The sequence below is a fragment of the Pontibacter arcticus genome, assembly GCF_003284895.1.
In the GTDB taxonomy this organism is placed as follows: Bacteria; Bacteroidota; Bacteroidia; order Cytophagales; family Hymenobacteraceae; genus Pontibacter; species Pontibacter arcticus.
Map to the genome: position 1 here is coordinate 554,487 of NZ_QMDV01000001.1, position 23,527 is coordinate 578,013.

At 45.8% G+C, this 23,527-nt stretch carries 24 protein-coding genes; 23 read left to right on the top strand and 1 reads right to left on the bottom strand.

Annotation, left to right across the window (positions count from 1 at the left end; genetic code table 11):
* Nucleotides 1-5: 5 nt before the first annotated feature.
* Complete coding sequence (locus DP923_RS02560) at nt 6-2,783, bottom strand: TonB-dependent receptor (protein WP_112304052.1); 2,778 nt, start codon at nt 2,781-2,783, stop codon at nt 6-8.
* A gap of 469 nt (nt 2,784-3,252) precedes the next feature.
* Here DP923_RS02560 and DP923_RS02565 point away from each other — a divergent pair, with 469 nt between their 5' ends.
* The 23 genes from DP923_RS02565 to purH all read left to right on the top strand — a co-directional run bounded on the left by DP923_RS02565 (nt 3,253) and on the right by purH (nt 23,232).
* A complete protein-coding gene (locus DP923_RS02565) occupies nt 3,253-4,533 on the top strand; it encodes a porin (protein WP_239020909.1) in 1,281 nt (426 codons plus the stop codon).
* Nucleotides 4,534-4,773: 240 nt separating this feature from the next.
* Nucleotides 4,774-5,754 carry a PstS family phosphate ABC transporter substrate-binding protein gene (locus DP923_RS02570; RefSeq protein WP_112304054.1) on the top strand — a complete coding sequence of 327 codons (981 nt, stop codon included), beginning with the start codon at nt 4,774-4,776 and terminating at the stop codon, nt 5,752-5,754.
* Between the two features lie 65 nt (nt 5,755-5,819).
* Nucleotides 5,820-6,695, top strand: coding sequence for a phosphate ABC transporter permease subunit PstC (pstC, locus tag DP923_RS02575; protein ID WP_112304056.1), 876 nt, complete (start codon nt 5,820-5,822; stop codon nt 6,693-6,695).
* Complete coding sequence (gene pstA, locus DP923_RS02580) at nt 6,688-7,545, top strand: phosphate ABC transporter permease PstA (protein WP_112304058.1); 858 nt, start codon at nt 6,688-6,690, stop codon at nt 7,543-7,545. Before pstC ends, pstA begins: the two co-directional genes overlap by 8 nt.
* Before the next feature lie 24 nt (nt 7,546-7,569).
* Nucleotides 7,570-8,319: a phosphate ABC transporter ATP-binding protein PstB gene (pstB, locus tag DP923_RS02585; protein WP_239020946.1), complete on the top strand. Its 750-nt coding sequence runs from the start codon at nt 7,570-7,572 to the stop codon at nt 8,317-8,319.
* Between the two features lie 73 nt (nt 8,320-8,392).
* Nucleotides 8,393-9,085, top strand: a complete 693-nt coding sequence (phoU, locus tag DP923_RS02590) for a phosphate signaling complex protein PhoU (protein ID WP_112304062.1) — start codon at nt 8,393-8,395, stop codon at nt 9,083-9,085.
* A gap of 162 nt (nt 9,086-9,247) precedes the next feature.
* Nucleotides 9,248-9,916 (top strand): heme exporter protein CcmB, encoded by a 669-nt coding sequence (locus DP923_RS02595; RefSeq protein WP_239020910.1) that lies wholly within the window; start codon nt 9,248-9,250, stop codon nt 9,914-9,916.
* Nucleotides 9,917-10,054: 138 nt separating this feature from the next.
* Nucleotides 10,055-10,717 carry a cytochrome c biogenesis protein CcsA gene (ccsA, locus tag DP923_RS02600; protein WP_112304064.1) on the top strand — a complete coding sequence of 221 codons (663 nt, stop codon included), beginning with the start codon at nt 10,055-10,057 and terminating at the stop codon, nt 10,715-10,717.
* Nucleotides 10,704-10,985, top strand: coding sequence for a CcmD family protein (locus DP923_RS02605; RefSeq protein ID WP_239020911.1), 282 nt, complete (start codon nt 10,704-10,706; stop codon nt 10,983-10,985). The genes ccsA (DP923_RS02600) and DP923_RS02605 overlap by 14 nt, the downstream gene beginning before the upstream one ends.
* A gap of 114 nt (nt 10,986-11,099) precedes the next feature.
* Complete coding sequence (locus DP923_RS02610; protein ID WP_112304068.1) at nt 11,100-11,522, top strand: cytochrome c maturation protein CcmE domain-containing protein; 423 nt, start codon at nt 11,100-11,102, stop codon at nt 11,520-11,522.
* Nucleotides 11,523-11,612: 90 nt separating this feature from the next.
* Nucleotides 11,613-14,216 (top strand): cytochrome c biogenesis protein CcsA, encoded by a 2,604-nt coding sequence (ccsA, locus tag DP923_RS02615; protein WP_112304070.1) that lies wholly within the window; start codon nt 11,613-11,615, stop codon nt 14,214-14,216.
* A gap of 94 nt (nt 14,217-14,310) precedes the next feature.
* Nucleotides 14,311-14,976, top strand: coding sequence for an FkbM family methyltransferase (locus DP923_RS02620; protein WP_112304072.1), 666 nt, complete (start codon nt 14,311-14,313; stop codon nt 14,974-14,976).
* A 75-nt stretch (nt 14,977-15,051) separates the two neighbouring features.
* Nucleotides 15,052-16,200 (top strand): glycosyltransferase family 61 protein, encoded by a 1,149-nt coding sequence (locus tag DP923_RS02625; protein ID WP_112304074.1) that lies wholly within the window; start codon nt 15,052-15,054, stop codon nt 16,198-16,200.
* Nucleotides 16,197-16,976: a Rossmann-like and DUF2520 domain-containing protein gene (locus tag DP923_RS02630; RefSeq protein ID WP_112304076.1), complete on the top strand. Its 780-nt coding sequence runs from the start codon at nt 16,197-16,199 to the stop codon at nt 16,974-16,976. Before DP923_RS02625 ends, DP923_RS02630 begins: the two co-directional genes overlap by 4 nt.
* A gap of 109 nt (nt 16,977-17,085) precedes the next feature.
* Nucleotides 17,086-17,415 carry a 2Fe-2S iron-sulfur cluster-binding protein gene (locus DP923_RS02635; RefSeq protein WP_112304079.1) on the top strand — a complete coding sequence of 110 codons (330 nt, stop codon included), beginning with the start codon at nt 17,086-17,088 and terminating at the stop codon, nt 17,413-17,415.
* A gap of 98 nt (nt 17,416-17,513) precedes the next feature.
* Complete coding sequence (gene iscX, locus DP923_RS02640) at nt 17,514-17,756, top strand: Fe-S cluster assembly protein IscX (RefSeq protein ID WP_112304081.1); 243 nt, start codon at nt 17,514-17,516, stop codon at nt 17,754-17,756.
* A gap of 84 nt (nt 17,757-17,840) precedes the next feature.
* Nucleotides 17,841-18,338, top strand: a complete 498-nt coding sequence (locus DP923_RS02645) for a KdsC family phosphatase (protein WP_112304082.1) — start codon at nt 17,841-17,843, stop codon at nt 18,336-18,338.
* A gap of 112 nt (nt 18,339-18,450) precedes the next feature.
* Nucleotides 18,451-18,645: a cold-shock protein gene (locus DP923_RS02650; protein WP_112304084.1), complete on the top strand. Its 195-nt coding sequence runs from the start codon at nt 18,451-18,453 to the stop codon at nt 18,643-18,645.
* 106 nt (nt 18,646-18,751) lie between these two features.
* Nucleotides 18,752-19,597 carry a geranylgeranylglycerol-phosphate geranylgeranyltransferase gene (locus DP923_RS02655; protein ID WP_112304086.1) on the top strand — a complete coding sequence of 282 codons (846 nt, stop codon included), beginning with the start codon at nt 18,752-18,754 and terminating at the stop codon, nt 19,595-19,597.
* Between the two features lie 116 nt (nt 19,598-19,713).
* The gene (locus DP923_RS02660; protein WP_239020912.1) at nt 19,714-20,211 is read left to right on the top strand and encodes a PaaI family thioesterase; all 498 of its coding nucleotides are present in this window, start codon (nt 19,714-19,716) and stop codon (nt 20,209-20,211) included.
* Between the two features lie 63 nt (nt 20,212-20,274).
* Complete coding sequence (locus DP923_RS02665) at nt 20,275-20,991, top strand: flavodoxin family protein (RefSeq protein WP_112304088.1); 717 nt, start codon at nt 20,275-20,277, stop codon at nt 20,989-20,991.
* Nucleotides 20,992-21,061: 70 nt separating this feature from the next.
* Nucleotides 21,062-21,694 (top strand): phosphoribosylglycinamide formyltransferase, encoded by a 633-nt coding sequence (gene purN, locus DP923_RS02670; protein WP_239020913.1) that lies wholly within the window; start codon nt 21,062-21,064, stop codon nt 21,692-21,694.
* Between the two features lie 17 nt (nt 21,695-21,711).
* Nucleotides 21,712-23,232, top strand: coding sequence for a bifunctional phosphoribosylaminoimidazolecarboxamide formyltransferase/IMP cyclohydrolase (gene purH, locus DP923_RS02675; protein ID WP_112304090.1), 1,521 nt, complete (start codon nt 21,712-21,714; stop codon nt 23,230-23,232).
* Nucleotides 23,233-23,527 lie beyond the last annotated feature (295 nt).

Consider the following 23,527-nt stretch of genomic DNA (forward strand, 5'->3'; position numbering starts at 1 on the left):
CCTGGTTAAAATTTGTAGTTGATGCCCAGCGTGGAGTAACTCCCTCTCCTGAAAACAGTGTAATCCTTATCAGTGCTGTTTATTTTGGCGTCCTCGTTTAGGTCTTGTTTAAGCAGCACTTTCTGGTTTAAGATATCCTGGATGCCGGCTTTCAGTTCGAGGTGTTTGCCGATGCCTTTTGTAACGGCAAGGTCGATTACGTTGCGGGGCATTTCGTAAATGGTAGGCTCCTGCACGTTACCGGCTGCAAAAATGCGCTTCCCGATCACGTTGTAAAGCAGATTTACCTGGAGGGCTTTTTTATCATCCTGGAAGTATAAACCGGCGTTCACGATGTAAGGCGATTGCCCGTACATGGCCCTGTTCCGGCTCTGCCCTTCTGCTTTCACGCCATCGCCTAAATCCACTTTACTTTTGATCAGGGCTGCGTTCAGCACCAGACTCAGGTTCTGGATAAAGCTTCTGTCAGAGAGGTTCAGGAACGACTTTCTGATCTCCGTTTCGATGCCATAACTCTGTGCCGTTTCCGCGTTGCCGGGCGCATAGATCGGGTTGCCCGAAGAAGGACGGTTGTATAATTCGATCGGGTTGATGAAGTGTTTGTAGAAGGCCCCGAAGGAAATCATTTCGGTGGGGTTCGGGTAGAATTCGTAGCGCAGATCGGCGTTGTGGATGGTAGCTGTAGTCGTATTTTCATCCCCTAAGATATCGGCGTTCTGCTGGAAATCGTAATAGGCAAACGGTGCAAGCTCCCTGAATTCGGGGCGGTTTACGCTTATACTGTACCCGCCGCGCAGCACCGATTTCTGGCTCAGTGTATATATGGCATTTAAAGATGGAAGTATACTTACAACCGGGTTATCTACATCGATGGCTTCGCCGCTGGCGCGTTCTGTTTGTAGTTGCTGTCTGTTATACTCTACCCGTACGCCACCCGATAAATTTAGCTTATGAAGCGGTAACGTTCCGCCCACAAACCCGGCTACCAGCGTATTGGCAGCATCGTAATGGTCTGTTGGGTTGGTACCTTCCGATAATGTAAAGCCTGTGGTGCCGTTAATATTTTCTGGTGCAAACAGTTGCTCTATCGGGGTCTCTAACAGTGCATCGTTAAAATCTGCGCCACGGTTATACGACATCCAGCGGGCATCAAATACACGATCTTTTCGTTCGGCATAAAAGCCTGCGCGTATTTTCGGCTGATTTTCTGCCAGGGTATCTTTGCCAGTGAACTTGTGCTCGATCTGTGCATTTGCGATAACGGTGTTTTCATTCAGATCAGAGTAAAAGCGGCCGGCATCAAAGGTACTGGCTCGTGGCGCGAACTGCCATATAAAAGGGTCATCCGTGTTCAGGTTACGCTGCGACCTGATGCGTTTGTAATCCGGTTCGTTGCGCTTAGAGTAGTTGTAGCCTGCTGTCCAGGTAAAGGTTGTCTTCTCGTTGTTGCGGTCATGTGTGCCTTGCAGCTGTCCGGAATAGATTGTGCGGCTTTCGTAGCGCATGGCGGCATTGTTCACGTCCACGTTGGCGCTGTTGGCCTCGTAACCAGTTCGGCCAATGTACTGGTTCTGGCCCATCTGGTTAAACATGTTCCGGAACTCAAGCTTGTTATTATTATTGAGCCTGAAAGCAAAGTTACTTAGAGCGCTTACCCGTACGTTGCTGCTGTATTCCTTGTCGTTATACTTATATTCTTCCTGATCGAAGTTTACATAATTGTAGCGCGTTACTTCGTTAAACTGGCTGGTGTTGCTGTAAGAAAGTGCCGAAATATTGCTGCCCTGTATACTTCCTAAATTAAAGCGGCGGGTAAGGCCAGCCGAAAGGCGCAGGTCCGGTAAGGCTGTTTTTGTATCGGAGCCCCAGGTGTTCGGCAGTTTTCGTATTTCATTCAGCTTGGCATCACCGGAAAGATTTTCGAGGTTAGCTGGCAACGAGCCTGGCAATGCTCTGTAACCGTTATCGAACCCAAGCAAATCTGTCTTGCTGCCTTTCGGTTGAATAAAATCATTGAACGTAGTTCCGGCACGTACGCCACCTGTTATACTTAGCGCAAAGGTATTTTCGTCTGCAAAGTTTTTTGTGTATACTTTAATTACACCACCGCCAAACTCGCCCGGCAACTCTGGTGCTCCGGATTTGTAAACCAGGATACGATCAAGCACGCTGGTTGGCAGCACATCAAAAGAGAAAGCACGGGAATCGGTTTCGGTGCTGGGTGCCAGCGCATCGTTTAGCAACACGGTGTTATAGCGCTGGCTCAGGCCGCGTATCATAATGTAGCGGTCGTTCATCACAGTTACGCCCGGAATACGCTTTACCACAGCTGCCGCATCACGGTCCAGGGATTTGGCAATTTGCTCGCCTGATACCCCGCTTACCACTATTTCGCTTTGCCTCAAATCCTGCATCAGCGCCATTTCGGTATTTGTTTGCCGGGTGGCTACAATTTCTACAGCTTCTAACTGGGTATTATTTTCTTCCAGCTGCACATCAACTACTGTCGTTTGGCCGGGCTTGATGGTGATATTGGGCGTTTCGGAGGGCTTGTAGGAAATAAAAGTGACGGAGAGCGGATAGGTGCCTTGTTCCAGTGTGAGTGTGAAGCTTCCTTCGTAATCTGTGGCGGTGCCTTTGTTTGTGCCTTTTACAAAAACAACTGCTCCTATTATACTTTCGCCGGTGGCTTTATCTGTTACTCTGCCTTTTAAGATGCCTTGCTGGGCAAAACCTGCTGTTGTAATAGCTACTAGCAGGAGCACTGTAAGTATAAGTCTCATGTGGTTGTGGTGATAATTAGTCTCGCCACAAAAGTAGAACACGCACTTTACCCCAATTTTATCCCGTTGTTATGCTATCGTTAAAGTTCCGCAAGCAGTATTATGCCTGTATTACGTACACATTATCTATACTTTAACGTAAGGTTAGGTTTGTGTTAAACAGACCTTTAGTTTATACTTTCCAGAAAAGTCAAATGAAGTCACCATATCAGCATTGCGTTCATTATCAATCAATTACACTTTATACTTAACTAATAACCTGTTAACATACAGTTTACAATGATAATATTAAGATAACTTTGGAATAACAGTTTTGTAATGCCTGTCCCTTAATTTTGCATCGTAGTAAAGAACAAACTGCCGGTAGCCTGACTAACTCCGGCAGAAAAGACTACGATTGCCGTACCTATATTATTAAGAAGTAGTGATGCGGCAGATTATGATTAATTCTCACCCTTAATCAACAGAAGTGAAACGTATTTTTTCCTGTAATTTCGCGCTGCTGCTAACAGCCGTCTTTCTCTCCTATAATGCTTCGGCGCAACAAATCAGTAATACTGCTATTCCTGCATCGGATACAACGGCACAAGTAACAGCCGTTCAGAAAGAGGCTCCGACAGAAAAGAAATCGAAATGGTACGATAAAATATCATTGCGCGGCTATGCCCAGATCCGCTACAACCGCCTCCTCGAAACAAACGACCAGCTTAAGGCAGAGCAGGCCGACCGGTCTTTAGGTAATAACAACACTTTATTTATACGCCGGGCACGCCTTGTTATAAGCGGCGATGTAAGCGAAAGACTATCTATTTATATACAGCCGGATTTTGCTGTTTCGTCGGGAAGTTCCTTAAACTTTTTACAGCTGCGCGATGCCTACTTCGACCTGGCGCTCGACAAACAAAAAGCGTTCAGGCTGCGTTTTGGCCAAAGCAAAATTCCTTATGGTTTCGAAAACCTGCAATCGAGCAGCAACCGCCTTACCCTGGATAGAAACGATGCTTTAAACAGTGCCCTGGCCAACGAGCGCGATCTGGCAATTATGTTTTACTGGGCGCCACCTAAGATACGCGAACGCTTTAAAGAGTTAACAGATTCGGGTCTGAAAGGTAGCGGCGACTATGGCATGTTCGGGTTAGGCTTATTTACCGGGCAAACTGCCAATAAAGCTGAGGCAAATGATGATATGCACACCGTTGCCCGTTTCTCATACCCTATGCAATTGCCAAACGGGCAGTTTATAGAGGCAGGCATACAGGGTTATACCGGCAAGTATGTGGTAACACCAGACCAGCTTTCTACAGGAGTAACAGCTACGCCAGAGCAGCTTTCGGATGGTTTTAAAGACCAGCGTGTTGCAGCCTCGCTTATCATATACCCACAGCCTTTTGGTTTCCAGACAGAGTATAACATAGGCGAAGGCCCGGAATTTGACCTTGCTACTTCCTCAATCAAAGTAAAATCGTTGCACGGTGGTTATGCCCAGGCCATGTATATGTTACAGCTCGGCGATCATTTTATAATTCCTTTTGCCAAGATACAGTATTATGATGGGGGCAAAAAACACGAGCGCGACGCTACCAGCCACCTGGTATATGAAACAGAGATTGGCGCAGAATGGCAGCCGTTCAAGAATTTTGAGCTGGTAGCCCAATATACCATCTCTGACCGCACAACCCGCAACATAACTGACCTGAATAACCGCCAGCACGGAAACAGGTTAAGGCTGCAAGCCCAGTTTAATTTCTAAACTTCTTTCTGAACAGCCCAGCCACCACAGAGCTAGGTTATTTAGATAAAGCTTAACAATAACATAATACAACATAATAGAACGGTAATCTGCATTGTACCAACTTTGCATCCGGAACGGCTGCTTATAACAAAGCTTATCCGGCCAAGGTATAAACAGGTAGTAAAGGATTTTACAGAACGCTAACACTCTTGACAGCAGAGCATACGCACTTTTATTAAATTAATCCACTTTAATTTTATGCAGACTTTCAGTTTTAAAAACTACAGTGCTATTATACTTAGCTGCGCGGCGCTGCTAACGGCTTGTAATGGCGGCAACCAGGATAGCAACAACCCTGACATGGCAGGTAATATCCACATCGACGGGTCTTCTACTGTTTACCCGATTACCGAAGCAGTGGCCGAAGAGTTCAGGCTGGAAGCAGGCAATGTGAAAGTAACAGTGGGTGTATCCGGCACAGGGGGCGGGATGAAGAAGTTTACCCGTGGCGAAATTGATATTGTAAATGCATCGCGCAGCATGAACGAAGCCGAAGCCAGCCTGGCCAAAGAAAATAACATCACTTACATAGAGCTACCGGTTGCCTATGATGGCCTTACGGTTGTGGTAAATCCTGAAAACAACTGGGTAAAAGATATTACTGTAGCAGAACTAAAAAAAATCTGGGAACCTGAAGCGCAGGGCAAGATCAAAAAATGGAACCAGATCAGACCGGAATGGCCTGACAAGGAGATTCACTTGTATGGTGCTGGCGTTGAGTCCGGCACTTACGATTATTTTACCGAAGCTATTGTAGGCAAAAGCCACTCGAGCCGTGGCGATTATACAGCCAGCGAAGACGACAACGTACTGGTACAAGGCGTATCTACCGACCCGAATGCGCTTGGCTTTTTTGGCTATGCGTATTACGAAGAAAACAAAGCCAAATTAAAAGTAGTACCGGTTGATGACGAGAACGACGCCAATGGCAAAGGCGCCATACTTCCTTCTCTGGAGAATGTAAAGAACGGTTCGTATGCGCCGCTTTCGCGCCCGCTGTTTATTTATGTAAACTCTAAAGCAGCTGTGCGCCCCGAAGTTGATTCTTTTGTAAACTTTTACCTGGAAGCCGCAGCCGAACTAAGCGAAGAAGTAGGGTATATACCAATGCCTGCAGCCTTGTACAAAGAGCAACTGCAAAAGTATAAAGCATTCAGCGAGGGAGCTGCTAAGAAATAAGCACGCACTAACTACATGTTTTTGTTTCTAATATCTTTCTGTCTATCAGTTTAACAAATAACATCTTGAAAGTATCAGAACGAATAATCGAGGGCTTGCTGTGGTTATCTGCCGTTATCACCATACTGGTAACCATCGGCATTATCTGGGTGTTGCTATCCCAGTCCATCGGGTTTTTCCAGGTAGTTTCGCTTACCGAATTCCTGACTGAAAAAGAGTGGACTCCCCTGTTTGCCGATAAAAAGTTTGGCATCATGCCCCTGGTGGCTGGTACGCTGCTTACCACCTTTATTGCCATAGCAGTTGCGCTTCCGCTGGGGTTAACCATAGCAGTATACCTGAATGAGTATGCACCTGCCCGGATGCGCCAGATCGTGAAGCCTCTGCTCGAGATTCTGGCCACCATCCCGACAGTAGTATATGGTTTCTTTGCGCTTACCGTTGTTACGCCATTTCTGCAGCAGTTTATTCCGGGGCTTGCAGGCTTTAATGCCCTGTCGGCGGGTATGGTGATGGGAATTATGATTGTGCCGATGATCTCTTCGCTGAGTGAAGATGCCATAAGTGCCGTACCGCGCTCTTTACGCGAGGCTGCTTACGGCATGGGCTCTACCCGTTTGCAAACCGCCTTTGGCGTGATGGTGCCGGCAGCTTCGTCGGGTATTGTCGTATCGGTTATATTGGCTATTTCCAGGGCGGTAGGCGAAACCATGATCGTGGCCATTGCCGCAGGCCAGCAGCCGCGCCTCACCATGAACCCGCTTGTACCCATCGAAACCATTACCACCTACATCGTACAGGTAAGCTTAGGCGATGTACCACACGGCTCACTAGAGTACAAAACGATCTTTGCGGCTGGTATAACCCTGTTCGTTTTCACGTTTGCCCTCAACAATATCAGCTTCTGGATCAAAAAGAAATACCAGGAAAAGTATGACTAATTCTGATAAAAACAGGCTCAAAGACAAAGCATTCCAGGTATTTGGTATTTTCTGCACCCTGATCGGGCTCGTAGTTTTAGCTGTATTCCTGATTGATATCCTGATCAAAGGGCTTGGCCGCATCGACTGGGAGTTCCTGACCAGCTTGCCATCGCGCCGTGCTGCCCGCGCCGGTATACTTACTGCCTGGGCCGGTACCCTCTGGATACTGGTGCTGACAACGATCATCGCATTCCCATTGGGTGTTTCGGCGGGTGTGTACCTGGAAGAATATGCCCGTAAAAATCGTCTTTCCAACTTCCTGGAGATCAACATTTCGAACCTGGCCGGTGTGCCATCCATTATTTATGGTTTGCTGGGCATGGAGATATTTGTGCGCCAGATGGGCTTGGGTGGCAGTTTACTTTCGGGTGCGCTTACGTTATCGCTGCTTATACTTCCGATCATCATTGTAACTACCCGCGAAGCCATAAAAGCAGTACCGGGTTCTATCCGGGATGGCTCTTATGCCCTGGGCGCATCTAAGTGGCAAACCGTCTGGAACCAGGTGTTACCGGCCTCTTTTGGCGGTATCCTTACCGGTATTATCCTGGCCTTATCCAGAGCCGTTGGTGAGGCAGCACCACTGATCGTGATTGGTGCGCTGGCGTATGTACCATTTATACCTTCCTCGCCATTAGATGAATTTACGGTTTTGCCAATCCAGATATTTAACTGGACCTCAAGGCCGCAGGAGGCTTTTTTAATTAATGCCGCCGCTGCTATTATCATGTTATTATTCATTACCTTTTTGCTGAATGGCATTGCCGTATACCTGCGCAACAAGCAGCAAAAGAAAATTAAGTGGTAACCCCGACCCATGGCTAAAAATAATATAAAGCTGGAAGCAAAAAACCTGAACGCTTATTACGGAGATTTTAAAGCGCTTAAGGATATCACTATTTCGATGGAAGAAAAGGCTGTTACTGCTTTTATCGGCCCGTCCGGCTGCGGTAAGTCTACTTTTCTGCGCACCCTGAACCGCATGAACGATTACATTGATGGCTTTAGAACGGAAGGCGATATCCTGCTGGATGGCAAAGATATTTATGATAAAAACATCCGTGTAGATGAGTTGCGCAAAGAAGTAGGTATGGTGTTTCAGAAGCCGAACCCTTTCCCGAAAACCATTTTCGAAAACGTAGTATACGGCCTTAAAATTCAGGGCATCAAAAACAAAGCACACTTAGAGGAAGCCGCAGAAAAATCTTTACGCCAGACTGCCCTGTGGGAAGAGGTAAAAGATAAAATGCATAAGTCGGCGCTGGCACTTTCGGGTGGGCAGCAGCAAAGGCTTTGCATTGCACGGGCACTGGCTATTTCGCCTTCTGTTATCCTGATGGATGAGCCAACCTCTGCCCTTGACCCTATTTCTACGGCTAAAATCGAAGAACTGATTTATGAGCTCAAGAACGACTATACGATTGTAATTGTGACGCATAACATGCAGCAGGCTGGCCGCGTGAGCGATAACACTGCTTTCTTTTATATGGGAGAACTCATAGAATTTGGGAAAACAAAAACTATCTTCACAAGCCCGAGCAACGACCGTACCCAGAATTACATTACTGGCCGTTTCGGTTGATCGGTGTTATACTTCAAACACATATTAGCAGCCAGGTAAAATAATATGCACCCCTTTAAGTTATACTTGTAAGATGTCTCATATAGATAAAGAATTAAAACAGATACAGGAAAAGCTGCTGGAAATGTGGGATCTGGTGGAGTATCAGTTGATAAGCAGCCGCGAAGCACTTTTGCACCACGACCTTGTACTGGCTGAGCGCGTAGTAAAACTGGGCAAAAAAGTAAACCGTTACGATACCAAGATAGACCGACAGTGTGAGAATTTTTTTGCGCTGTTTACACCAGTTGCAGTTGACCTGCGCCAGATACTGGCCACTATAAAAATAAATGCTAACCTGGAGCGGATTGGTGATACAGCAGAAGGCATCTGTCGCATAGTAAAGAAACTGAACGGCCCTCTTTCCGAGCCTCTGGCACAGGAAAGCCGCCTGCTCGAAATGTATGACATCACATTGGTAATGCTGGCTGATGCGCGCAAGGTCTTGACAAACTATGATGCAGACACAGCGCACGCCATTCTGAAACAGGACAAAGTGATCAACAAGATCTACCGCAAATCAGATAAAACCCTCGTTGATTTTATGCACCAGAACCCGGCCAATGTAGCGACTGGCCTGCAACTTTACACGCTTATCAAAAAAATGGAACGTGTCGGCGATCAGATCACAAACATCACCGAAGAAATAATTTTTTACCATGATGCCAAAATGATCAAGCACCGGTCAGACAAAAAAAAGAAAAACAGAAATAAAGACGATAATTAGTTTGGGTGATGCCCTGCAAAGTATAAAGCACAAGCCATAGCGGTTTGTGCTTTTTTTATGGCCGGCAAAGTATACACGCTTACCAAGGCACACGCCAGCCAATGTGAATAAAATGCTTTTCTCAGAAAATTGTGTTGTAAATTGCAGCAAAATTAAAAAACAGTGCTGTTTAAAGAGATTTTATACCTGATCCGGAAAGACCTGGTGCTGGAATGGCGGCAGAAGTATGCCTTTAATGGCATGTTGCTGTATGTGGGCAGTACCGTATTTGTATGCTACCTCAGCTTTGGGTTGCGCTCCAATGTGCTTACCGTACCTGTCTGGAATGCGGTACTCTGGATCATACTTTTGTTTACATCGGTTAACGCCATTGCCAAAAGTTTTATGCAGGAAAACCGGGGGCGGCTTTTATACTTTTATTCTATCGTGAGTCCGCAGGGCGTTATACTGGCCAAGATCGTTTATAACACCTTGCTGATGCTGGTGCTGGCGCTCGTCTGCTTTGTGTTTTATGCGGTGGTGCTGGGCAACCCGGTACAGGATGTGCCGATGTTTCTGCTTTCTATTTTGCTGGGTGCAGTTGGTTTCTCCACGTCACTTACCATGATCTCGGGCATTGCCTCCAAAGCTTCTAACAACGGAACGCTGATGGCTGTGCTTAGTTTCCCGGTTATCATTCCGATGTTGCTGATGCTGATCAAAATGTCTAAAAACGCGATTGACGGCCTTGACCGCAGCACCAGCTTCGACGAACTGCTTACTTTGCTTGCCATAAACATGATCGTTATCACTGTTTCTTACATCTTATTCCCGTACCTTTGGCGTTCGTAAAAGAGACCAGAGACACAGGATTTAAGGTTTTAGATATAAAATCTGGAAAGTGTAAAATGGAATCATGAAAACAGCGCACAAGAAGTTGATCATTCTAAATGAAGTCTAACATCTTATGTCTAACACTACTATCGAAGTATGAAAAACTGGTGGAAAATACTGACTGTGCTCCTGCTGGTATTTACAGTGGCGGCCGGTATGTTATCGGATGTTCCCAGGCTTGCTATTCTGAACGAAACCATCCGTAATTTATACTTCCACGTGCCCATGTGGTTTGGCATGATCCTGATCCTGCTGATCTCTGTTGTCTACTCCATCAAATACCTGCGCAAGCCAAGTATAGAAAGCGATATTATTGCCCACGAAGCTGCCCGGGTTGGTATTCTGTTTGGCGTATTAGGCATTGTTACCGGCATGGAGTGGGCTAAATTTACTTGGGGCGAATACTGGAGCAACGATCCGAAACAGAACGCTTCGGCCATCGGGTTACTGATCTATTTTGCTTACCTGGTGCTGCGCAGTTCCTTTGCCGAACAGCAGCAGCGCGCCCGCATCAGTGCCGTGTATAATATCTTTGCCTTTGCAGCGCTCATCCCATTGCTATTTATACTTCCGCGCCTGACCGATTCGCTGCACCCCGGCAACGGCGGCAACCCAGGCTTTAACGCCTACGACATGGACAGCAGCCTGCGCCTTGTGTTTTATCCGGCCGTTCTGGGCTGGACGCTGCTCGGCATCTGGATCGTGAACATCAAATCAAGATTAGAAATTCTCAGACAACGCTTATATGAAAATGCTTAGAATACTTGCCCTTTGCTGCTTTATACTTTGTGGCGCACTTGGCATCCATACAACTCCTGTACAGGCACAACCTGAGCAAACTACTGTAGAGTTCTCGGCAGCACAACCCGAAGTAGAAATGGCAGACCAGATGCGCCAGGATGGCAAAATCTATATTGTAGTAACCGTGCTACTTACTGTGCTGGGCGGTTTATTATTTTATGTGATAACAGTAGACCGTAAAGTAAGTAAGCTGGAAAAAGAACTGAAAGAAGGCCTGGGCAGGTAATTTTATACTTGCCCGTACGCCTTTGTAAAGTATAAAAAAGCCCAGGTTCATGGATTTAATCTTTTGTTCCGGGTGTTAGGCTTAAAGTAAACAATTATCCAAATTAAAGTATAAATGAAAAAGTCACATATCATCGGAATAGTTGTAATAGCCGTTGCCATCATGATCATCATGTCTACGGCTGGCGATGCAAGTACCTATGTTTCTTTTGGCGAAGCGATTGAGCGTGCCGAAGACGGCGACATGACCAAAGTACACGTGGTAGGCCGCCTCAAAAAAGACCAGCAGGACCACATCGTTGGCATGCAGTACGACCCGATCAAAGACCCGAATTACTTTACGTTTATGCTCGTGGATACCAACCGCGTAGAGCAGCAGGTAGTGTATTATAATCCAAAGCCACAGGATTTTGAACGCTCGGAACAAGTAGTGATAACAGGAAATATGCAGCAGAACGTGTTTGTAGCTGATAAGATCCTGCTGAAGTGCCCTTCCAAGTACGTAGAAAAAGACGTAGCAAAAACAGCCAGTCTATAAGCCAATTAGAAAGTTAGAGAGTCTGAAAAGATAGCTCTTTAACATTTTAACTTTCTAACTTTTTAATCTTTAACTTTTTAACTTCCAAAAATGATAAATACGCTGATCGGGGATATTGGGCATGCCAGTGTGATCGTAGCTTTTGTAGCCGCCGTCGTATCCTCTTACGCTTATTTCATGGCTGCCCGTAACCGTACGGAAGCCTCCGGCGATACCAGCTGGCGCAACTTTGCACGCATTGCCTTTTATGTGCACAGTGCAGCCGTACTCCTGATAATTTTCAGCTTGTTCAATATCATCTACGAGCACCGTTACGAGTATTATTACGCCTGGAGCCACTCATCCAATCATTTACCGCTTCATTTCATGATCTCCTGCTTCTGGGAAGGCCAGGAAGGCTCTTTCCTTCTCTGGATTTTCTGGCATGTAGTATTGGGTATTGCCCTGATCGGGTTTGGAAGAAAAAACAAAGTATGGGAAGCGCCGGTAATGGCGATGTTCTCTTTTGTACAGCTTTTCCTGACATCCATGATTTTGGGTGTGGTGATCGGTGATCTGAAGATTGGTTCTTCGCCGTTTATTCTGATGCGTGATTTCATGTCGGATGCACCGGTGTTTGCCATGGACCCGAACTTTGTGCCGCAGGATGGCACCGGCCTTAACCCGCTGTTGCAGAATTATTGGATGGTGATTCACCCTCCTACCCTGTTCCTGGGTTTTGCGGCTACACTGGTTCCGTTTGCTTTTGCGATGGCTGGTCTTTGGAAAGGTAAGTTTACCGAGTGGGTAAAACCTGCATTGCCCTGGACGCATTTTGCTGCCGTTACACTGGGGGTAGGTACTATTATGGGTGCTTACTGGGCTTACGAAACACTGAACTTTGGTGGTTACTGGAACTGGGACCCGGTTGAAAACGCTGTTTACATTCCGTGGCTGGTACTGGTTGGTGCTATTCATACAATGGTGGCCTACCGCCGCAGCAAGCAAGGTTTGCGTGCCAGCTTTATACTTGTCATCGCTACTTTCATACTTATACTTTATGCTACCTTCCTTACCCGAAGCGGTATTTTAGGGAACGCATCGGTACACTCTTTCACTGACTTAGGTTTATCCGGTCAGTTGTTTACGTACCTGGCTGCTTTTGCAGTAATGGCCGTTGCTTTGCTGATCTACAGATGGAAGAAGATTCCGGCTACGCAGAAAGAGCTTTCTACTTACAACGCTGAGTTCTGGGTATTTATAGGTGCCGCTGTGCTTTGCCTGGCAGGTTTCCAGGTATTCGCAACCACATCTATCCCGGTGTATAACTCTTTTATGGGCTTTATCGGTTTCGAAACCAACATTGCCCTGCCAGCCGACCAGATTGAGCACTACACGAAATTCCAGTTATGGGCTGGTGTAGCCATTGCCGTACTTACCGGTATAGGGCAGCTGCTCTGGTGGAAAAAAGCAGATAAACAAAGCTTTAAAGATGCGATCACGATGCCTTTAATGCTGACGTTGTTGTTCTCAAGCTTGATTATCATCTTATCCAACAGGTTCGATATTTTTGACTTTAAGCTGGATAACCCGGTCTATATTACACTATTTGTAACGTCTTTATTTGCGGTGTTTGCTAACCTGAGCATCATACTTGGGTTACTGCACAAAAAGATCACCTTATCCGGTGGCGCTGTATCGCATATTGGTGTTGCCTTGATGTTGCTGGGTATTTTATTCTCGTCTGGTTACTCTAACATCATCTCTCAGAACAACTCCGGTTTGCTTTACTCGCGTGAGTTTTCGGATGAATTGAACCGCGATAACGTGTTACTGTGGCGCAACGAGGCTATCGACATGGACAAGTACAGTGTGAGCTACCGTGGCCAGTTTTTCGAAGTGAGCGATGTACCGGAATATGTGAGCAAAGAACTTATTTTCCGGACTGCGGATGAGTATATGGCTATTGCCCGCGGCGATATTAAAGTAGGCGATAAAGTATACTTTAAGACCGGCGATACCATCGAACTTCCTTCCCCGGAAAACACGTATTACCAACTTGAGTACAAAGAGCGCGAAGGCAACAACAGCTTTGTACTTTATCCGCGTGCGCAGGTAAACGAAAGTATGGGATTGCTGGCTTCTCCGGATATCAAGAGTTTTGCTACCAAAGACCTTTACACACACGTAAGCTCTATACCAGATCCGAACGAAGAAAAAGACTGGGGCGAACTGAAGGAGTATGACGTAGCCGCTGGCGATACCCTGATCATCAACGATTACATTGCCATCATCAATGGTATCGAGCCTATCAAGCAGGTACCGGGTGTGCAAATGGCAGCCGGAGATGTAGCCGTACAGGCAGATATTAAAGTGATGGGCGAAAAGAAAACATACCATGCCCACCCGATTTTCCTGATCAAAGACCAGATGGTTGGGCGATTGCCAGAAGAAGTAGAAGACCTTGGTCTGCGTATCACCTTCATGAATATTGACCCTGAAAACAACCGTTTCAAGATTGGTGTTAACGCCACGCAAAAGGATTACGTGATTCTGAAAGCGATGGAAAAACCATTTGTAAACGTACTTTGGATCGGTTCTATCATCATGTCAATTGGTTTTATTATGGCCATCTTCAGACGCAACGAAGAAGGAAATCCTAAACCTAAAAAAACCAGTAAGCCGCAAAGCAAACGCGAAGTACAGGCGGTTTAATCTTCCGGAAAATATACTGTGAAAAAAGGCAGGCTTGTAAAAGGCCTGCCTTTTTTGTTTTTAATTGTAACGTTAAAATTTTGTAAACTGCGGAATGCTAGCAAGACTAAAGCGTGTATATAACAAGCTAAAAGATTACAGGTATACTAGAATATCGTATGCCCAGGAAGGAGAAGACCTCCTGCTGGCACGCATCTTTGAGTCTGATACAATAGGATATTACATTGATGTTGGGGCACACCACCCAAAGCGTTTTTCGAACACATACCTCTTCTACCAAAAAGGATGGCGGGGCATCAACATAGATGCATTGCCAGGAAGCATGGTACACTTTCATAAAAGCAGGCCGGCAGATATTAACCTGGAAGCAGGTATATCCGAGGTTCCGCAAACATTAACCTATTATATGTTTGCGGAACCTGCTTATAACAGCTTTGATAAAGAAATATCAGAGAGCAGACCATTTGCAATAACAGGCCAGAAGCAAATAACAACCTACCCGCTCCGTATATTGCTGGATAAATACCTGCCGGCAAACCAGGAAATATCTTTTTTATCGGTAGATGTGGAAGGGTTTGACCTAGAAGTCTTAAGATCAAATAACTGGGAGAAATACAGGCCAAAAATCATACTTGTAGAAATACTGGAAGCACTGGAGAAAGATGTTTTCGAAACAGAAATTCACCGCTACATCCTTTCCCAGGGTTATACCTTCTATTGCAAATCCCCTAATACCGTTTTTTATAAAAAAGTACAATAACTATACAGGCTATACTTCAAAGCAACAGTTGCGCCTGACGAGTATAGGAGAAGTAATCGTATATTAGCCCCAAGCATGGCAGCCTCCTTTATAAAAATACTGAAACGAAAACTAAACAGCGCCTTTTATGTAGCGCTTAGATGGGTTAATTATTACCCTTATTATGATTATTTGCATGGCCGGGGACAGAAAATAAACCTTACTCCGGAATATGAGATCGAGTTAACTGCAGAAGAGAAAGCGTTTTTAAAACTATGTGCGGCATCCTATAATTATTTCGAATCTGATTATGCTTTAGGCCACCGGCAAAAAGAACTTTCCCTGTATAAATTACAAGATGTAACCTTCTTTAGCCATACAGGTGTGATCATGATTAACCAGAAGCTAATCGTAGAATCTGGTTTAAGCGTAGATAGATTAACACGGTCAAAAGCGTTCCGGGATTTTACCCTTATGCTGCCCAGCCGTCTTAAAAAGGGAATCTACACCACCATACAACACAGCCATTGGGCCGATAATAATATATCGCTTTGGTTTATCGATAGCCTTCCCCGCGCTTACATTCTGGCTAATACTGTTCAGGAGCCAGTTACCCTTTTAATGTGGAAGGGAGCGCATGCATACCAAAAACATACGTTAGAATTTTTACTGAAGGATTATCCGCACATAAAGATCAAGTACATTAGTAAACACCATAAGATCCGTATCTCAAACTTCTACCTGCCCTCTTTTGTAACAGCATCATTCAGCGGATATCTTCCTCCGGATGTAAGTAATTGGCTGCGAGAAAAAGTATGGCAGAGTTACGCAATCAAACGGGATAACCCAAAACAACGAATTTATATCAGCCGGTCTAAAGCCAGATTCCGGCGTGTGTTAAATGAGACAGACCTCTATCCTGTTCTCAAAAAATTCGGTTTTAAGATAGTGTGGCCCGAAGACTTAGATTATGGCCAGCAGATACAGCTGTTCTTCGACGCTGAAGCTATCATCTCACCACATGGAGCGGGCTTAACAAACATCCTGTTCGCTGAAAAATGTAAGGTTGTAGAATTTCATCCTGCCAAGATCGTAAAAGGACGTTACATGCTTTTGTGTAAAGGCTTAGGCTTTGATTATACGCCAATAATAGGTTCTAAAGGAGATGAAATCGAAGACTTTACTATCCCGGTTACTGAAGTAGAAAACTGGTTGACTTCACAGTATAACCTGATCCCATCATGAACATAGCCCTCATCGGAGCAGGTAACGTGGCGTGGCATCTGGCGCAGGCTTTCACAAAAGCAGGTCATAAAGTAGTAACTGTGTATAGCCGCACAGCTACGCAACGCGACGAATTATTGCAATTGCTTCCAAATGCACGCGCTACCGAAAAAACGGACTTCACGAATTTAGCTGTTGATGTTGTTGTGCTGGCTGTGCCGGATGCAGCTATTGCTGGTGTTGCAGCGCAACTACAGGTAAAACCCGGCACCGTGGTAGTTCATACTTCGGGTTCACAGCCATTAGCTTTACTACAAAGTATAACCGGCGCTAAGATTGGTGTTTTTTACCCGCTGCAAACATTTTCTAAGCAAAAGGCTCTAGATCTGAAGCTTGTACCCTTTTTAGTTGAAGCCGAAGACGAAGCCACATTAGATCAACTTACACAACTGGCCCAAAGTATAAGCAACCAGGTACAACAGGTTAACTCAGAGGCACGAAAGCAACTGCACCTGGCGGCGGTTTTTGCCTGCAACTTTACCAACCATTTATTGGGCATCAGCCACCAGTTGCTGCAAAACGCCGGATTACCGCATACGCTGCTGCAGCCCCTTATTCAGGAAACTATTGCCAAAGCCGCGCTCTATCCTCCTTTCGAAGTTCAGACAGGCCCCGCCAGCCGCCACGATGCAACAACCATACAGGCGCACCTGCAAATGCTGGAGCAACAACCCGTTTTTCAGGAGCTATACTTAAAGCTAACTCAAAGTATACAGGCACAATCTTTAGCGAAGTAACAGGCAACAGCTTTACTTGTCCGTATATATCAGCCATCAACCTGCGCTATACTTTGATTCGGAAGGCAGGCTTTGTAACTTTGCACTTTAAAAGTACCTTACCAAGAAAATGAAAGTTGTTAATATAACCTTTAAGTTTGCCGATGGCACCCCGGATAAGATCCATACAGCCGTAGAAGGCGAATCTGTGCTGGATGTTGCCCTGGACAATAACATACAATTACAACATAACTGTGGCGGCGTGTGTGGCTGCAGTACCTGCCATGTATATGTAGAAGCAGGCATGGATGACCTTCCGGAGATCTCTGATAAAGAAGAAGACTTCATCGACCGTGCCGTAGACCCTCGCCTGAACTCCCGCTTAGGTTGCCAGTGCGTGATACAAGGCAACGAAGACATCGTTGTAACTATTCCGGAGCAGGATTTCCTGGGCCATTAATATAACCTGTTGTATGCTTTAATTACTGAATGGCTAAGCCAGCGTTTTATACTTTGAAACCGACAATTCAGCAAGCAACAATTAAACTCATTTAAAGTATGGATAAGAATTACGAACCGCCTATTACCTGGCGCGACTACGAAGATATTGCCATGGCGCTTTACGAAAAGTTTGGCGACGATTTCACAGAATCAAAGATCTATCGCATCCGTTTCACGGAGTTACTGGATTGGATCCTGACACTGCCTAACTTTGAGGGCACCCGCGAAGAAGCCAACGAAGGCCACCTGGAGCAAATACAGGCAGCCTGGGTATATGAGTGGCGTGATAACCAGGATTAAAAACATCCGGAGCGAAGTATAAATTAAACTTCCTGTATATTTAAAGGTTCTTTCTAATCGAAGAACCTTTACTATTTTAGAACTATGCCAACCACACAACCAGACCTTTCGCAGATCAATACATTTATTTTTGATGTTGATGGTGTTTTAACCGACGGCCTGTTATATGCTTTTGCCGATGGCGAACAAGTACGGGCTTTCAATATAAAAGACGGCTTTGCTATAAAACATGCCATCCGCCAGGGATACCGCGTGGCCATCATCTCAGGCAAAAACGAACCGGGAGTGCGCAGGCGTCTGGAGCAGCTCGATATTGAAGATATTTTTCTGGGTATTGAAGATAAAGTTGAAACGCTGGAAAATTACCTGTACATGCAAGGCGTGAGTGCTGCTACTGCCGTTTACATGGGCGATGATATGCCTGACCTGGAAGCGATGCAGCTTTGCGGTATAGCTGCCTGCCCCGCGGATGCCGCCGAAGATGTAAGAGCCGTCAGTGCTTTTGTAACTACCCGGGGTGGAGGAAAAGGTGCAGTGCGTGAGTTAATTGAAACAACCATGAAACTGCAGGATACCTGGTAGTCCTACTTAACTCCAACTAAATACCAAATTAATTTTAATATAATCTTGCATATATAGAACTGGTTTTTTATTTTACAGAGGAATTAGTTAGTATTATTTTTTTTAAGATTGTATGAAAACAGGAAAAGTAAAGTTCTTTATCGAGTCTAAGGGGTTTGGTTTTATAACAGAAGATGAAACCAACGAAGATTTTTTTGTGCACGTAACAGGCCTTAACGGCGTTGAAATTCAGCAGCACGACCGCGTTGAGTTTGATACCCAGGACGGAAAAAAAGGCGTTAATGCAGTTAATGTGAAACGTATCTAATACACTTATACGGATCTTTAAAAAGCCCTGCTCGTCAGGGCTTTTTTTATGCTTTGCCATTTAGCTTTCCTCGTGTAACTTTACCCGCAGCACCTCCTGCCAACCCATGAAAGCTTTTTTAAGCCTTATTCGTTTTCCCAACCTCCTCCTGATCATACTTAGCCAGGCATTGGTGCAGGCATGCCTGCTGGCGAAAGGTATAAACTGGGGCCTGGTGCTCACCTCTGAGTTTCTGTTGCTTACTTTATCTACTGTTTGCATTGCGGCAGCCGGCTATATCATCAACGATTATTACGATGTGAAGATCGATGCCATTAACCGCCCCGACCGGATGTTGGTTGGCAAAGAAATCAGGCGGCGAAGGGCTATGTTTGCACATCTTATACTTTCGGCAGTTGGCGTAGCCATTGGTTTCAGGCTGCTACTGCCGGTCGGCCTGATAAACCTGGGAGCTGTGTTGCTGCTTTGGGGCTACTCGGCCAGGCTGAAAAAGATGCTGCTGGTTGGCAATGTTTCTATTGCGATACTATCTGCCTCCATGTTGCTGGTAGTGGCGGTTTATGCCGATAAAGTGAACATGATCACGCTGGGATATGCTGCTTTTGCCTTCCTGATCTCGCTTATCCGGGAAATCATCAAAGACATGGAAGATGTAAAAGGTGATGCCTCTTTTGATTGCCGCACGCTCCCGATTGTGGCTGGTTTGCGCACCACCAAATTCGTACTTTATCCGCTTATTGCTTTGTTTCAGGTGTTTTTGCTGGTTGTCATACTTCATCCGAGGTCGGAGGCAGTGTTCGATAGTTACATGGTCTTGCTGGTGTTGCTGCCCAGTGTGTGGCTGGTTATCAAACTGGCTACCGCCGACCGTAAACGCGATTTCACATTCCTGAGCAACTTAAACAAACTGATTATGCTGACGGGTATTTTATCGATGCTGTTGATGGGTTAAGTTTATACTTGGTATAAAACGAAAGTATAAATCTGATTTGCTGGTTTGATAGTGTGCCGGGTAAATCGTACCTTAAGTATAATTGCCTGATTTAATAAGGCAACCCGTATTTATACATGGCTACTTCTTCTGCAAATTTCCTACAGTTAGTTTCTTCGCCGGCCAAGTTCCGGCTGTTTATGCTGGCCAAACTGCCCATGGCTTACCTGGCCGGGCTCCGCATAAAAGCTGTTTCCCCGGACCACGCAGCAGTTACCATTTCTTACAAATACCTCAACAAAAACCCGTTCAATTCTATTTATTTTGCCTGCTTAAGTATGGCCGCTGAGTTATCGACTGGGGTGCTGTGCATGATGCATGTGTACAAATCAAATCCGTCCGTATCCATGCTGGTGGTAAACCTGGAGGCTGATTTTACTAAAAAAGCGGTTGGTAAAATTACCTTCTCCTGCCACGACGGGCAGATGATACAGGAGGCAGCCGATCGTACCAAACAAACCGGCGAAGGTGTAACGTTTACTGCAACCAGTATTGGCATAGATGAAAAAGGCGATCAGGTGGCAGCTTTCAGGTTTACCTGGTCGATGAAGGCTAAAAATAAGCGGCAAGTATAATCAGCAAGAGAAAATGCCCGTAACATTTGTTATCTGAAACAGTTACTAGCTAAACCAGAACAAATGACGAAAATAGACTTCTCCCCGCTTAGTGCTACTTTTATAAACTGTACTTTAAAGAAATCACCTGAAAAAAGCCACACGCAAGGCTTAGTGGATGTCGCCATCGGCATCATGGAAAAAGAGAAGGTGAAGGTGAACCAGATCCGGCTTGTGGACCACGAAGTACCGCCCGGCGTGTACCCGGATATGACCGAACATGGCTGGGACAAAGATGAATTTCCGGAATTGCTTAAAACCATACTCAGCTCGGATATTCTGGTAATAGGTACCCCGATCTGGCTGGGCGAAAAATCATCTGTAGCGCATAAACTGATCGAGCGGTTGTATGGCATGAGCGGCGAACTGAACGAGAAAGGGCAATATTTATACTATGGCAAAGTGGGTGGCTGTATTATTACCGGCAACGAAGATGGCGTAAAGCACTGCGCGATGGGCATTTTATACTCCTTGCAGCACATCGGGTACTCCGTGCCGCCCCAAGCCGATACTGGCTGGGTTGGCGAAGTTGGCCCCGGCCCAAGCTACCTGGATAAAGAAGCCAATGCTGCCGAAAACGACTTTACCAACCGCAATACCACCTTTATGACTTACAACCTGCTGCACCTGGCGCTCATGCTGAAAAATGCAAACGGCTACCCAACCTACGGCAACTCAAGCAAAGACTGGAAGAAAGGCGAACGCTGGAATTTTGAAAACCCGGAATACAGGCAGAGCTAAGTAATATCTGTCACACACATTTACCTTTTTATACTTTAAATTCTGGCTTCTGTGCCCAAACCCGCTATATTTGCAGCTTCATTTCAAGCTTATACTTTTGGCACAGCCTGATAAAAAAAATATAGTCATATTCGCTTCGGGATCGGGTAGCAACGCGCAACGCCTGCTGGAGCACTTCGAGCACCACCCTGGCATACGTGTGGCAGCGCTTTTCTCGAACAACCCGAATGCCTATGCCCTTAAAAGAGCCGAGACCTACCAGGTCCCGGCTCTTTTGTTTAACCGCGACACGTTCTATAACTCCGATAAAGTACTGGAACAGGTAAAATCGTTTAACCCTGACCTGATCGTGCTGGCTGGTTTTCTGTGGCTGGTGCCGGCATACTTGCTGCAGGCTTTCCCGAACAAGATCATCAACATACACCCTGCCCTGCTGCCCAAGTATGGCGGCAAAGGCATGCACGGCCAGCACGTACACGCAGCCGTACTCGCAGCCGGCGAGCCAGAATCCGGCATCACCATCCATAGTATAGATGAGGAGTACGACAAAGGCGAATTTATACTTCAGAAGCGCTGCCCGGTGCTGCCAACCGATACACCCGAAGACCTGGCCGCCCGCGTGCTGCAACTCGAGCACAAATACCTGCCGCTGGTCGTAGAACGCCTCCTTTCAGAACAAGAGCATCCAAAAAATTTACGTTAACCATACCTGCCATTCTCATGCAATCTGTTAAAATTAAATCCGCACTTATCTCTGTTTACTACAAAGACCGCCTCGAGCCGTTGGTAGAACTTCTGAAACAACATAATGTAACCATCTATTCGACGGGTGGCACGCAAACGTTTTTAGAAGAGCAAGGCGCTGAAGTGGTAGCCGTAGAAGACCTGACCGCTTATCCGTCTATTTTTGGTGGCCGTGTAAAAACGCTGCACCCGAAAGTATTTGGTGGCATCCTGCACCGCCGCGACAACGACAGCGACCTGAACGAGCGCGAGAAGTATGAAATTCCGCCGATTGACCTGGTAGTAGTAGACTTATATCCTTTTGAGGAAACGGTAGCATCGGGTGCTTCGGAAGCAGACGTGATAGAGAAGATTGACATTGGTGGTATTTCGCTTATCCGTGCGGCAGCCAAAAATTTTAAAGATGTGCTGATCGTATCGTCGCGCAACCAGTACGATGAAGTGGTAGAACTTCTGAAAGCAAAAGATGGCGCCACGGATCTGGAAGACCGCAAGCAGTTTGCAGCCAAAGCCTTTAATGTGTCGTCGCATTACGATACCCACATTTTCAATTACATGAACGGCGATGAGAACGCTGGCTTCAAACAAAGTATACTCGAAAGTACACCGTTGCGCTACGGCGAAAACCCGCATCAGAAAGGTACTTTCTATGGTAAACTGGATGAGTTGTTCGAGCAACTGAACGGCAAGCAGCTTTCTTACAACAACCTGGTAGATGTGGACGCAGCCGTTGCCCTGGGCGCTGAGTTTGAAGAACCTGCCGTAGCTATACTTAAACATACCAATGCCTGCGGTTGCGCCACCGGCGAAAGTATAAAAGAGGCCTATTTGAATGCACTATCTTCTGACCCGGTTTCGGCATTTGGCGGCGTTATCATCGCCAACAGAAGTATAGATTTAGGTACAGCCGAAGAACTGAACAAACTTTTCTTTGAAGTACTGATCGCCCCTGAATTTGATGCCGATGCGCTGGAATTATTGAAGTCTAAAAAGAACCGCATCCTGTTAAAGCAAAAGCCGGTTGAGCTAAGCAAAAAGCAATTTAAAACCTTGCTGAACGGCGTAATAGAGCAGGACAAAGACTTGCTAACTGAAACAGAAGCCGACTTTAAAACCGTAACCAAACGCGAGCCAACTGCTGAAGAACGCAAAGCGCTTGTATTTGCCGCTAAAGTTTGCAAGCACACCAAATCGAATACAATTATACTTGCAACCGATAAGATGATGTTCTCGAGCGGTGTAGGCCAGACCTCACGTGTGGATGCGTTGCGCCAAGCCATCGAAAAAGCGAAAAACTTCGGATTTGATATCAGCAAAACTGTGATGGCTTCGGATGCTTTCTTCCCGTTCCCGGATTGTGTGGAAATTGCCGACCAGGCAGGTATAAAAGCAGTGGTGCAGCCAGGCGGCTCTATTAAAGACCAGGACTCAATTAACTACTGCGATGCGCACAACATGGCGATGGTCATGACGGGCGTTCGCCATTTCAAACATTAATAAACAAGCCAGGCATTACATTGATTTTTAAGATGATGCACCGCTTTGCAAGTATAATTTAATTAAGCTTTAAAGCAGTCTCTACCTGCAGTTTATAAAAAAACCTGACTCCATACGATGTCAGGTTTTTTTATACTTTTGATTTACCCTATTTACTCACCTCAAAAGTACAAATTAGCTGTACATGCGGCTCCCTATCCAATTTTATACTTCAAAGTTGCGTTATAAAAGGGGCCAACGCCAGGTATAACCGTAACAACAGAAGAAATAAACTTTAAATGTTTAATACAGCCAC

Coding starts and splice junctions, on each gene's coding strand:
- ccsA (WP_112304070.1), top strand. CDS start 11,613: ATGATAAATACGCTGATCGGGGATATTGGGCATGCCAGTGTGATCGTA.
- DP923_RS02625 (WP_112304074.1), top strand. CDS start 15,052: ATGGCAGCCTCCTTTATAAAAATACTGAAACGAAAACTAAACAGCGCC.
- DP923_RS02620 (WP_112304072.1), top strand. CDS start 14,311: ATGCTAGCAAGACTAAAGCGTGTATATAACAAGCTAAAAGATTACAGG.
- purH (WP_112304090.1), top strand. CDS start 21,712: ATGCAATCTGTTAAAATTAAATCCGCACTTATCTCTGTTTACTACAAA.
- ccsA (WP_112304064.1), top strand. CDS start 10,055: ATGAAAAACTGGTGGAAAATACTGACTGTGCTCCTGCTGGTATTTACA.
- DP923_RS02665 (WP_112304088.1), top strand. CDS start 20,275: ATGACGAAAATAGACTTCTCCCCGCTTAGTGCTACTTTTATAAACTGT.
- DP923_RS02570 (WP_112304054.1), top strand. CDS start 4,774: ATGCAGACTTTCAGTTTTAAAAACTACAGTGCTATTATACTTAGCTGC.
- DP923_RS02655 (WP_112304086.1), top strand. CDS start 18,752: ATGAAAGCTTTTTTAAGCCTTATTCGTTTTCCCAACCTCCTCCTGATC.
- DP923_RS02660 (WP_239020912.1), top strand. CDS start 19,714: ATGGCTACTTCTTCTGCAAATTTCCTACAGTTAGTTTCTTCGCCGGCC.
- phoU (WP_112304062.1), top strand. CDS start 8,393: ATGTCTCATATAGATAAAGAATTAAAACAGATACAGGAAAAGCTGCTG.
- DP923_RS02635 (WP_112304079.1), top strand. CDS start 17,086: ATGAAAGTTGTTAATATAACCTTTAAGTTTGCCGATGGCACCCCGGAT.
- DP923_RS02605 (WP_239020911.1), top strand. CDS start 10,704: ATGAAAATGCTTAGAATACTTGCCCTTTGCTGCTTTATACTTTGTGGC.
- pstA (WP_112304058.1), top strand. CDS start 6,688: ATGACTAATTCTGATAAAAACAGGCTCAAAGACAAAGCATTCCAGGTA.
- DP923_RS02650 (WP_112304084.1), top strand. CDS start 18,451: ATGAAAACAGGAAAAGTAAAGTTCTTTATCGAGTCTAAGGGGTTTGGT.
- DP923_RS02630 (WP_112304076.1), top strand. CDS start 16,197: ATGAACATAGCCCTCATCGGAGCAGGTAACGTGGCGTGGCATCTGGCG.
- DP923_RS02560 (WP_112304052.1), bottom strand. CDS start 2,783: ATGAGACTTATACTTACAGTGCTCCTGCTAGTAGCTATTACAACAGCA.
- DP923_RS02645 (WP_112304082.1), top strand. CDS start 17,841: ATGCCAACCACACAACCAGACCTTTCGCAGATCAATACATTTATTTTT.
- iscX (WP_112304081.1), top strand. CDS start 17,514: ATGGATAAGAATTACGAACCGCCTATTACCTGGCGCGACTACGAAGAT.
- DP923_RS02610 (WP_112304068.1), top strand. CDS start 11,100: ATGAAAAAGTCACATATCATCGGAATAGTTGTAATAGCCGTTGCCATC.